Annotated in this window: 14 protein-coding genes; all 14 read left to right on the top strand. The window is 48.5% G+C overall.

Annotated features, from left to right (window positions below):
* Nucleotides 1-59: 59 nt before the first annotated feature.
* Nucleotides 60-518 carry a GatB/YqeY domain-containing protein gene (locus ACJ2PR_RS04545; protein WP_446861295.1) on the top strand — a complete coding sequence of 153 codons (459 nt, stop codon included), beginning with the start codon at nucleotides 60-62 and terminating at the stop codon, nucleotides 516-518.
* Nucleotides 519-712: 194 nt separating this feature from the next.
* A complete protein-coding gene (locus ACJ2PR_RS04540; protein ID WP_446876095.1) occupies nucleotides 713-2,605 on the top strand; it encodes a protein kinase domain-containing protein in 1,893 nt (630 codons plus the stop codon).
* 83 nt (nucleotides 2,606-2,688) lie between these two features.
* Entirely contained in the window at nucleotides 2,689-3,378 is a 690-nt protein-coding gene (gene bioD / locus ACJ2PR_RS04535) for a dethiobiotin synthase (protein ID WP_446876094.1), read from the top strand.
* A gap of 98 nt (nucleotides 3,379-3,476) precedes the next feature.
* Nucleotides 3,477-3,578: a DUF2887 domain-containing protein gene (locus ACJ2PR_RS04530; RefSeq protein WP_446861298.1), complete on the top strand. Its 102-nt coding sequence runs from the start codon at nucleotides 3,477-3,479 to the stop codon at nucleotides 3,576-3,578.
* A 33-nt stretch (nucleotides 3,579-3,611) separates the two neighbouring features.
* Entirely contained in the window at nucleotides 3,612-3,752 is a 141-nt protein-coding gene (locus ACJ2PR_RS04525) for a DUF2887 domain-containing protein (RefSeq protein ID WP_446861299.1), read from the top strand.
* Between the two features lie 1,032 nt (nucleotides 3,753-4,784).
* Complete coding sequence (locus ACJ2PR_RS04520; RefSeq protein WP_446861300.1) at nucleotides 4,785-5,066, top strand: DUF433 domain-containing protein; 282 nt, start codon at nucleotides 4,785-4,787, stop codon at nucleotides 5,064-5,066.
* Nucleotides 5,067-5,071: 5 nt separating this feature from the next.
* On the top strand, nucleotides 5,072-5,440 hold the full coding sequence (locus tag ACJ2PR_RS04515) for a DUF5615 family PIN-like protein (protein WP_446861301.1): 369 nt from the start codon (nucleotides 5,072-5,074) through the stop codon (nucleotides 5,438-5,440).
* Nucleotides 5,441-5,465: 25 nt separating this feature from the next.
* Nucleotides 5,466-5,600, top strand: a complete 135-nt coding sequence (locus ACJ2PR_RS04510) for a hypothetical protein (RefSeq protein WP_446861302.1) — start codon at nucleotides 5,466-5,468, stop codon at nucleotides 5,598-5,600.
* A 216-nt stretch (nucleotides 5,601-5,816) separates the two neighbouring features.
* A complete protein-coding gene (locus tag ACJ2PR_RS04505; RefSeq protein ID WP_446876093.1) occupies nucleotides 5,817-6,026 on the top strand; it encodes a hypothetical protein in 210 nt (69 codons plus the stop codon).
* A 21-nt stretch (nucleotides 6,027-6,047) separates the two neighbouring features.
* Entirely contained in the window at nucleotides 6,048-8,513 is a 2,466-nt protein-coding gene (locus tag ACJ2PR_RS04500; protein ID WP_446876092.1) for a DNA methyltransferase, read from the top strand.
* A gap of 47 nt (nucleotides 8,514-8,560) precedes the next feature.
* Nucleotides 8,561-8,803, top strand: coding sequence for a hypothetical protein (locus ACJ2PR_RS04495; RefSeq protein ID WP_446861304.1), 243 nt, complete (start codon nucleotides 8,561-8,563; stop codon nucleotides 8,801-8,803).
* Nucleotides 8,800-9,264, top strand: a complete 465-nt coding sequence (locus ACJ2PR_RS04490) for a type II toxin-antitoxin system VapC family toxin (RefSeq protein ID WP_446861305.1) — start codon at nucleotides 8,800-8,802, stop codon at nucleotides 9,262-9,264. Before ACJ2PR_RS04495 ends, ACJ2PR_RS04490 begins: the two co-directional genes overlap by 4 nt.
* 271 nt (nucleotides 9,265-9,535) lie before the next feature.
* Complete coding sequence (locus ACJ2PR_RS04485; RefSeq protein ID WP_446876091.1) at nucleotides 9,536-10,810, top strand: valine--pyruvate transaminase; 1,275 nt, start codon at nucleotides 9,536-9,538, stop codon at nucleotides 10,808-10,810.
* Nucleotides 10,811-10,823: 13 nt separating this feature from the next.
* The coding region (locus ACJ2PR_RS04480; protein WP_446871430.1) for an Rpn family recombination-promoting nuclease/putative transposase at nucleotides 10,824-11,540 on the top strand (717 nt) is incomplete at its 3' end.

Here is an 11,540-nt window from a genome sequence, read left to right as displayed (position 1 = left end):
TAGCGCCGCGCTCGTAAGCTATCCTAAAAAATCCAGCCCCACGCACAAGAGGACAGCCCATGAGCTTGATCGATCGCATTGGTGAAGGCATCAAGACCGCCATGAAATCGAAGGATAAGGTGCGGTTAGAAACGCTTCGCAGCATTAAGAAAGTCTTGTTAGAAAAGGAAGTGAGTGTGCGTCCGACGGGGCAAACCGAGTTGACCGAAACCCAGGAGATCGAAGCGCTTTCTCAAATTGCCAAACAGCGACGGGACTCGATCGAGCAGTACCAAAAAGCCAACCGCGACGATCTGGCCCAGCAAGAAGCAGCAGAACTCGTCATCATCGAAGAGTTTTTGCCTCAACAGCTTTCTGATCAAGAGATCACGCAAGTGATTGACGGGATCATCGCTCAAGTTGGGGCCGCTTCTGCAAAAGATATGGGTAAAGTCATGGGGCCAGCGATGCAGCAGTTAAAGGGCAAAGCGGACGGCAAAAAAGTTCAGGAATGGGTTAAAGCTAGACTGGGAGCGTGAAAACAATTGGCTGTTTAGAGAGCGATCGCTTTCGTCAAAACAAATTACGGATCTGCTGTCTCATGTTCTGCTTTGGGCTGTAGACTTTAGACTGAATTTGGGGTGAGTTTTTGAGCACAAAACTGGAACCTCAGCGTCACTTCTCTAAACCTTCTGTAAAGATAAAATTTAAGTGTGAGCGATCGAATCTACCTATGCAAACCGCTATCCCCACTGGAACCATCCTGCAAAACCGCTACCGCGTCCTCAGCATTCTAGGGCAGGGCGGGTTTGGTCGAACTTATCTCGCAGAAGACCAGGGGCGGTTTAATGAGTTGTGTGCGCTCAAAGAATTGATGCCACCTCAAGACAATGCCTACGCCCTGGAGAAATCCAAAGAGCTTTTTCAGCGCGAGGCTCAGGTGCTTTATGGGATTCAGCATCCTCAAATTCCCCAGTTTCGGGCGACGTTTGCTCAAGATCAGCGCTTCTTTTTGGTTCAAGATTACGTCGAAGGCAAAACCTATCGAGCGCTGTTAGACGAACGCAAGTCTCAGGGATTTGTCTTTACAGAAAATGAGGTGTTGCAGCTTGTGCGGCAGGTGCTTCCCGTCCTGTCCTACATTCACGGCAAGGGCATCATTCACCGCGATATTGCCCCCGATAATGTGATTTTGCGAGAAAGCGATCGCCTGCCTGTCCTAATCGATTTTGGCGTAGTCAAAGAGTTGGCAACTCGCATTCAGTCTCCCGAAACCGTGCGCCAGCAGACCACCGTCGGCAAACTTGGCTACGCTCCCACCGAACAGATGCAAACGGGACGCGCTTATCCCAATAGTGATTTGTATGCTTTGGCCGTGACGGCGGTTGTGTTGCTCACCGGGCGAGAACCCCAGGAACTCTTTGACGAAACGACAATGACCTGGCGCTGGCAACGCTTGATCACGATCAATCCTGGCTTTTCTCAAGTCTTGAACAAGATGTTGAGCTATCGTACAACCGATCGCTTTCAGTCCGCTAACGAAGTGTTGCAGGCGCTCCAGTCTCCGGCCAGCGTGGCCCCACTACCTCAAACTCCTCCGCCAATGGCCACGCCGCCAGCCCACCCCCAAACGCCTATCAATTCTCGAATGGACACGATGGCCGTGGGTCGATCGCCTCTTGCCGATCCTGCAACCGCTAACACGTCGATCAATCGAGCCGAGCCAACGATTCCGACTCGCAGTTCGCTTTGGGATGACCCTTGGGCTGTGGGAGCGATCGGGACAGGGTTAGTCTTGCTCACGGGCTTGGGTTCTTGGACGCTGGTACGCACTTTGATGAACCCTTCGACCCCCAGCCCTTCACCGACCCAAACGATCGTGGCGAGTCCGAGTCCGACGATCAAGCCGACCCCCAAGCCGAGTCCCAGTCCCAGTCCCACAAGTGAGCCAGTTGCGTTTAGTCAACGGTTAAATGTGGCAGACGGCAAGCCTGTGTCGAGAGACGGGACGCTGAGAGCCAACGAAACGCTAAACTTCATTGTTCCAGGACAGCAAGGACAGCAGTTAAATGCAGCGCTGACCAGTGAAGGGGTGTTGATGACGGTCTTGGCTCCTAACAAAGAAGCGGTGGACGATCGCTCAACCCGCGTCTCAAACTGGAGTGGAGAACTGCCCTTCACGGGCGATTATTTTGTGCAACTCAGAACGGTAAAAGGGTTGGCCAAGAGCGACTTTAAGCTGGATGTCAATCTCAAAACACCTGCTGCACCTACTCCGACGGTTGCTCCAACGGTTGCCCCTTCTCCTGATCAGGGCGGCAATCAAACCACTGAAACTGAAAGGGTGAATATTCCAGCCGGACAAGTCGGGACGCAACTGAGCGGAACTGCCAGCCCCCAAGTGATCAAGCGCTATCTGGTGAATGCTCAAAAGGGTCAGCTTCTCAGTGCCCGGCTGCGGAGTGGAGATGCGACGCTGACGATTCGCTACCCGGATGGCAGACCTGCTGAAGATGCTTCGGGAACGCTGCAATGGCAGGCTCAACTGCCCATAGGCGGTGACTATCAGGTCGATGTGGTGGCTAACGGAAACACTGAATTTCAGCTAGATATTAATGTTCAGTAGCTGAGGTGCAGGGGCAGGTAGGTGGTAAGTTTTTAGTAACCAAGCTTCTATCTTTTCTGTCCTCTCACACTGTCAAGATTCTTTTGAACGCACTATTGATTACTGGAACCGATACAGACGCTGGAAAAACCGTTTTAACAACGGCACTGGCCGCCTATTGGCAAACTTACTGCAATTCTCAAACGCTGGGAATTATGAAACCGCTTCAGACGGGAGTGGGCGATCGCGAACTCTACGATCGTCTCTTCTCGCTAGATCAAACCTGGGAAGAACTCAATCCCGTCCATTTTGATGCGCCGTTGGCTCCTCCGATCGCTGCCGAAAAGGAAGGCAAGCGCGTCAAGCTAGAGAAGATCTGGCAGGCGTTTGAGGCATTACACCGACAGCGAGATTTTGTGCTGGTAGAAGCGCTGGGTGGACTGGGATCGCCCGTGACTCGTGAAACGACGGTAGCAGATTTGGCGTGGGATTGGCGATTGCCTGTGGTGTTGGTGGTGCCCATAAAGTTGGGTGCGATCGGGCAGGCCGTAGCTAATGTGGCTTTGGCTCGACAGTCCAAAATTCATCTCAAGGGGATTGTTCTCAATTGCGTGAAGCCCTGTTCTGAACAAGACATTGCAGATTGGGCACCTGCGGATTTGATCGAGTCGCTGACGAGCATTCCTGTGTTGGGCTTGATTCCCCATTTGTCTGACCCGACTGATTTAGTGAAGTTGGCGCAAGTCGCTGCTGACCTGGATTTAGAGCGATTACTTCCACTGGGTGAGGGATGAGGAAGAACTTCGATGATCTGTTCCCCCTTTGGGGGTAATCCGCTGCGCGAGGAGGGATGAGGGATCGTCGATAATTGGACTAGTTCTGGCGTTCTTGTATGGGGCGTGATTCCATTTTCTTTCGCTTGTTTCAGCAATCTCCGACACGGTTGTTTGAGTTGCTCGATCGTCCTCTAGAGAATGGCGAACACAACGTGTAGCGAAGCTTGCGCGATCGGGTTGACTCGGTAGCTGTGAAAGAAACCAAGTTTGAGATTGATGGAGTGTTTCTGCCACCCGCAGGTGATGCACCGGGCACTGTTTACTTTTGTGAGGTGCAGTTTCAGCGCGATGAGCAACTGTATGAGCGGCTTTGGAGTGAGGTCTCTCGTTAACGTGAATTCGATGAGAGTTTTTTCGCTTCGTTGTTCACGGCTTCTGCCCCCCAACCCCCCAATTTTGGGGGACTTTAAGAGAGGAATTCTGGTTCAAAGTCCCTCACTCGTGGGGGATTTAGGGGGCGTTCCTGGATCTAAAAGCGAAGCGAAGCGTTCATCGAACTGATGTCTCGTTATAGAAGTGGGAGGGTTCGGGAACCCACAAAACCCATCGTGCTTTAGCCGTGGGATGTCGTTAGGGTTCCCGCGCCTGCGGTAGCAGGCAGAGTCCAGCAATCTTCATAAAATCGCGCTCCTTTTTGCCGTATATTTGGACTTGTGGACAAGGTAATCAACCACGTTAAAAACCTAGCCGCCCAAGGGCACGCTGCACCTTGAAAACTGAATCTATGCGGTTCTACTGCATTTTTCTAGACTCCCCCTCGCAGTAGGTAAAAGATTCAGAGGAGCTAGACGAACAGCTTTTGGAGCAATTGCCTCCGAAATTAAACAGGACTTGCAGAAATGCAAATAGGGTAGGGCATACCCGAATTAACGCTTGGGGAGAATCCCACCTCTGGTCTGGACGACGCAAGGACTCCAGGTTAAGTGGTTTCGATGAGCCAAGAATCCCACTGCCTTTAGGCGTGGGAGTGTCAAGATGTACAAGTTCACACCGTTGAGCTGTCGAGAGGTGGACGTACACAGGCAGAAGCACTCGCGATCGCCCTTTTGAATTTTGGAACAATCACTGATCTCAAAGTCTGGCTGGATGAGAATGGTCAGCACCTCTGAGAGGATAGGTTTTGGAGTGATTCTACGATCGCTTGCATGAGTTCAAGGCGATCGTCCTTGTAAGTTCGGGAGCGATCGCCGATCTCGAAACTTGGTTGGATGAGAATGGATAAGCGATCGCTCTCCCAACATAACTGTGAAAGGACGATTGCGTTTCTCAAGCCGTTTGGGGAGAAGGGGCAATCGGAAAGCGCGCTGGCTGGATAATTGGCGAATCGATTATGATCAGAGGATTAAGCTAGAAGCGGTTCAGCTATGATTTCACCTTCTACGGATATTGCGACATTGGTAGCGAGGTCTCCTGAAACATTGGGCGGACGACCCCGAATAGCGGGAACACGCCTTTCGGTGCAGCGCGTGGCCGCATGGTACAAAATGGGGCTGAATGCGGAGGAGATTTGTGATCGTGTGGGGACGGTGAGCCTAGCACAAATCTATGCAGCGTTAACGTATTATCACAGCAATCGGGCCGAAATTGAGCACTATTTGGCTGAGGAAAAGGCTGAATATAGAAGGCTTTCGGCTCAGGTTGGGTAGTGGTTATGAGTGATGTGCGGTTGTACATTGACGAGGATGCAATGGATCGGCGGTTGGTAGAGTCTTTGCGTGGCCGTGGGGTTGATCTGATCACCGCAGGAGAAACTTTAACAACTGGTTTTAGCGATGAGGAACAGTTGATTTTGGCAACGTCTCAGGGACGGATGTTTTACACGTTCAATGTGGGCGATTTTTGTCAGTTGCATGGCCAGTTTTTGGCGGATGGACGCAATCATGCGGGAATTGTTGTGTCATCACAGGATTATGCGATCGGTGATCAGATGCGGCGGCTATTGAAGCTGATTGCGGATCGATCGGCGGAATCAATGGTGAATCAGCTTGTTTTCCTGAGTGCTTATTCTGGTGAAGTTTAGCAAAAAAAGTAGATCGACCCTCCCGATGCTGAAGTTCGATCAGTCTTCTCGAAAGTCAAGCGGTGGTTGGGTAAGGGCGATTTCCGGTGGCAGGTTTGATCAACGGAAAGGGCGATCGACCGTTTGGCAATTAGATTATGCGGCGATCGCGAATGGATAGTGCAATAACTTTTGTTGTCAGGTCTGGTGAAAGCATGGTGCAATTTTTGGGATGCAACAGTTGATTTCAGTATAGGTGCGATCGTGGTTGGGGGGAGAGAGGCATTCATCCAACAGAAAAGCGATCGTAGGTTTGGAGGCGGGGCAATTGACTTTTTTTGCAGCGCAGTCATTGCTAAAGTTGGTAACTTGGTAGAAACATTGAGCTTAATTGTCCATGTCAGCGACTCCCGAAACCCTACAAAAGTTTGTTCTATTTCGTCAGCAACATCTCAAGGGTGATGAAAAAGGAGAAGCTCAGGTGTTTCTCGATCGCTTCTTTCGTGCATTTGGGTATGAAGGCGCGATCGAGGCGGGAGCCGTGTATGAGGAGCGGGTGAAAAAGGGCAGCAAACAGGGGAAGACGGGCTTTGCGGATCTGGTCTAGAAGCCTCGCGTTTTGATCGAGATGAAGAAGCAAGGGGAAGATCTCAACAAGCATTATTCTCAAGCATTTGAATATTGGACTCGACTGGTGCCCGATCGTCCGCGTTATGTGTTGTTGTGCAATTTTGATGAGTTTTGGATCTTTGATTTTGATACTCAACTTGATACGCCTGTGGATATCATTCCGTTGGTGCAGTTGCCTGAGCGGGTGAGTGCGTTTGCGTTTATGGAGTTTGAAAATCGCGCTCCGGTGTTTCGTAACAATCAGGTGGAGGTGACAGAGCGGGCGGCGCGGCGGATGGGTGAGTTGTTGGTGTTGCTCAAAAAGCGAGGACTAGAGGGGCTGGTTGCTCAACGATTTATTTTGCAATGTGTGTTGGCGATGTTTGCAGAAGATCGGGGGCTATTGCCAAATAGTTTGTTTATTTCTTGTGTGCAAGACTGTCAGGGTGGGCAGAGTTCTTATGATGTTTTGGGGGGGTTGTTTCGGGAGATGAATACGCTGGGGGTGACTCCGGCGGGGAGATATCAAGGGGTTGATTATTTTAATGGGGGGTTGTTTAAGACGGTTGACCCGTTGCAGCTTACGCGAGAAGAACTAAACTTTTTGGAAGTGTCTGCTTTGGAGGATTGGAGTAAGATTCGCCCGGCGATTTTTGGCAATTTGTTTGAGTCTGCGATCGATGCAACTGAGCGTCATGCTCACGGAATCCACTTCACATCGGAGGCTGACATCATGAAGATTGTCCGCCCAACGATTTCGCGCTATTGGGAGGAGCGGGTTGAGGCGGCAAATACGATCGCTCAACTCAATGCGCTGCAACTGGAATTACAAAATTACAAGGTGCTTGATCCGGCTTGTGGAAGTGGAAATTTTCTCTACATTGCTTATCAAGAACTGAAGCGAATTGAAAAGATGTTGCTCGATCGCATTGCCGAAAAGGGTCGATCGCCGCGTGATCAGATGCGAATGAGTTTTGTGACTCCGCAGCAGTTTTATGGGATGGATACTAACCCGTTTGCGGTGGAACTGGCGCGAGTGACGATGATGATTGGGCGAAAGGTGGCGATTGATCGTCTGGGTTTGTTTGAGCCTGCACTGCCGTTGGATACGCTAGATGAAAATATTGTCTGCAAAGATGCATTGTTTAACGAGTGGGTGAAGGCTGACGCGATTATTGGAAACCCGCCATTCTTAGGTGGCTATCGGATGCGATTAGAACTTGGTGATGAATATTCTGAAAGAGTTTTCAAGAAGTTTTCCGATGTTGTTGATCAAGTCGATTTCTGTAGCTATTGGTTTCGACTAGCTCATGAAAATCTTGATGGGAAAGGTCGAGCAGGTTTAGTTGGAACAAACACTATTAGCCAAGTCAAAACTCGTAGGGCAAGCTTGGATTATGTAACTCAGAGCAATGGAATAATTTATGAAGCGATTTCAACACAGCCTTGGTTAGGTAAAGCTGTTGTTCACGTTAGTATTGTCAACTGGTCTTATGAGAAACCTAAGATTTGTTATTTAGATAATCAAACGGTTGAGGTTATTAACTCATCACTTAGAGTAGATGCTGATGTTTCTACAACCACTAGATTAAAAGCAAATCAAAATTATTCTTTTGAGGGCATAAAAACTACTGGTTCAGGCTTCTTTGTTACTGAAGAACAGGTTAATCAGTGGATTAAAACTGATATAAAAAATAAGGATGTTCTTAAGCAATTCTCCACTGGTTCCGATTTGACAAGAAACGTGAACGGTAATTCCGATAAGTGGATTATTGATTTCAATGACATGAGTGTAGAAGAGGCTAGTAACTATATACTGCCCTTCAATTATGTAAAAACCAATGTTAAACCAGAACGTGATAAAAATCGAAGGGACACTAGAAGAATTAATTGGTGGAAGTATGGTGAGAATGCTCCAAAGCTGAGAAAGTTAATGACACCGCTACCTCTATGTTTTAGAGTTTCTAGGGTTTCTAAATGGTTCATTTTTCTGCCAGTTCCAACGCAATGGCTTGCCAGTGATGCGACCACTACTGTTGTATCTAATGACTTCTATATTCTTGGTCTTCTTACGTCACAGGCACATAGGCTATGGGTAAAAGCTCAAAGTTCTACGCTCGAAGATCGAACTCGCTATACTCCTACCACTTGTTTCCAAACCTTTCCGTTTCCCCAAACTCCCGATGCGAAGCTAGTCGAGAAAATTCGCGAAACTGCCGTCAAACTGCATGAATATCGCAGCGAACAAATGGAGAAAAAACAGTGGGGCATCACCAAACTCTACAACGAATATTTCACCGAACCCACCAGCCAACTTTTCAAACTTCATGCCCAACTTGACAACCTCGTGCTTCAGGCCTATGGCTTCAACTCAGACGACGACCTTTTAGAAAAGTTACTAACCTTAAACATAGAACTGGCAGAAAAAGAGAAACAAGGAGAGACGATCGTCGGCCCCTGGGCACCTCGAAGAGATGAGGGATGAGGGATGATCTCGCTATAATTTAGGCACATTTATAGATCCTCCTTGTCATGTCAACTTCAATCAAAGACGCTTTGCATCAAACGATCGATCAACTCAGCGAACAAGACTGTCAGCAAATCTTAGCGTTTGTTCACTCCCTTCAACAAAATGCTTCGCCCACCTTAAAACGACTTGCCAGCGACCCCACCTTCAAAATTCCATCTCAAGGACTCAGCATCTTTCGCACCGTTGACCCTATCCAAGCTGAAGGCATTTCCGCTTCTAACCTTTTACTAGAGGATCGGCGTTGATCATCTACTACTTGGATGCTAGTGCTTGGGTGAAACGCTACTATCAAGAACTCGGCACTGTTTGGCTACAAACCCTGTTTGCCCAAAATCCAACCTTTGCTTGTGCGACCCTGGGAGCGATCGAAGTAACCGCAACCTTAGCGCGAAAACAAAAAGCACTCCAGATAAAACCCGCGCAATTTCAACCTAAAATTCAAGCCCTGGAAGCAGATTGGCAAAATTTTATCCAAATTCAACTGACATCCAACGTGGTCGATCAATCGAAGCATTTAGCAGAGCAACTAGCACTTCGTGGGGCTGACTCCATCCATCTCGCCTCTGCTTTAGTCTTACAAAATCATCTATCTTCGACAGACCAGCTAATCTTTATTGCTTCAGACCAAGAGCTGAAAACTGCGGCTCAAACGTCTGGATTAGTAATCCTTGATCCAGCCATAGAAGAATCTAAAGCCACTCCATAACTATTTCGGCGTTGCTGAATCTAGGTATGAATTGTCAAATCTACCCTCACCCTAGCCCTCTCCCAAAAGGAGACCGGACAGAAATTCTGGCTCCCTTCTCCCCAGGGAGAAGGGTTGGAGATGAGGGCAATTCACACTTGCATTCAGCAACGCCACTATTTCTACCTTCTCTTGAAAAACGCCCCACCCAGAACAGCGATCGATCAGTCCTTAATCTAGCAACAACGCCCTCTCATCAGGTAGCATCAAAAGACTGTATCACCATACGATTATGAATCCTGCCCTGAGTCAGTTTGGCACTGATATGTCTCGCTTGTCTGGAGTCCGAGCGATTATGAAAGACATTATTGAGACACTGCGATCGGGCAATGGGCGAGACTTCATTAACCTCAGTGCTGGAAATCCAGTCATTTTGCCAGAAGTAGAGCAACTATGGCGCGACTGCACACTCGAACTACTAGATAGCGCAGAATATGGCGAAGTCGTCTGTCGCTATGGAGCCAGCCAGGGATATCAGCCGCTGATTGATGCCGTGGTGAATGATTTTAATCAGCGCTACGGGTTGCAGTTGACCGAGAAAAATATTCTCATCACCCCCGGTAGCCAAAGCCTTTATTTCTATGCGGCCAATGCATTTGGGGGTTATACATCCACTGGAGAACTGCGGCAAATTGTCTTACCGCTCAGTCCTGACTACACGGGGTATGGTGGTGTAACACTCACACCAGAAGCCTTGATCGCATACAAACCAGAACTAGAAATCGATCAGACGACCCATCGCTTCAAATACCGTCCTGATTTCAGTCAGCTACAGATTACAGAAAGTACAGGATGTGTGATTTTTTCACGTCCCTGCAATCCGACGGGCAACGTATTGAGCAATGACGAAGTACATAAAATTGCAGCACTTGCAGCCACGCAAGATGTCCCCGTTTTGATCGATTCTGCGTATGCTCCACCGTTTCCAGCATTAAATTTCACAGACATGACTCCAATGTTTGGGGGCAATGTGCTGCACTGTATGAGTTTGTCAAAAGCAGGCCTGCCCGGAGAGCGAATTGGCATTGCGATCGGCAACACATCCCTGATTCAAACACTCGAATGCTTCCAGACAAATATGTGCATTCACTCGCCTCGATATGGACAGGCGATCGCTGCTCGTGCCATCCGTTCTGGCAGACTAGCCGAGATTTCAGAAAAGATTATTCGTCCGTTTTATCAGCAGAAAATTGGCATTGTTGAAGAGACGCTCGATCGCTTCATGCCTCAGACTTTACCCTGGTTTTTGCATCGCGGAGAAGGGGCGATTTTCGCGTGGCTGTGGCTCAAAGATTTGCCCATTTCAGACTGGGAATTTTACCAACAACTCAAGCAGGTGGGCGTGATTGTCGTCCCCGGCAGCACATTCTTTCCAGGCTTGCGTCAAGAGTGGGCCCACAAAGAACAATGTCTGCGAATTAGCTTAACGGGAACAGATCAAGAATTAGAAACAGCCATGCAGCGGTTATCACAACTGGCAGCGCAGGTTTATCAACAGATCACTTGAGCTTCCCAGCGACATGAAAACAGATTCCATTTTTTACCGCCTGTTTCAGACCTTTCCTAGCATCTTTTTTGAACTGATTGGTCAAGAACCGTCTGAAGCCAGTGCTTACGAGTTTTCCTCAGTTGAGTTAAAGCAAACTGCGTTTCGGATTGACGGATTGTTTTTGCCGATCATTGACTCCACCCAACCGATCTTCTTTCTAGAAGTTCAATTTCAAAAAGATCCAACGTTCTACGCTCGCTTTTTCTGCGAGATCTTTCTCTACTTGAGACTGTATGCCCCCACCAAACCGTGGAGAGCAATCGCCGTGTTCGCCAAACGCAGTCTAGAACCGACTGAAATCCTCCCTTATCAGTCTTTGCTAGAATTACCTCAAGTGACTCGCCTGTATCTCAACGAATTGGGAGACTTAGCCGATAGTTCTCTCGGTATTGGCATCATTCAGCTAGTCGTCGAAACCAAGCGTCAGACTCCGAGGCGGGTACGGCAGTTGATCGAAAAAGCTCGATCGCAACTAGCCGATCAACGTCTTCAACAAGAAGTGCTAGATTTAATTGAAACGATCGTATTGTACAAACTTCCCAAAATTAGCCGTCAGGAGTTCGCAGAAATGTTTAGTCTGAGCGATCTAAAGAAAACTCGCTACTATCGAGAAGTTAAAGAGGAAGTCCGCGAAGAAGTTAAAGAGGAAGTCCGCGAAGAAGTTAAAGAGGAAGTCCGCGAAGAAGTT

This window comes from Phormidesmis sp. 146-33, assembly GCF_052939515.1.
This window is presented reverse-complemented; position numbering and strand designations above follow the sequence as displayed.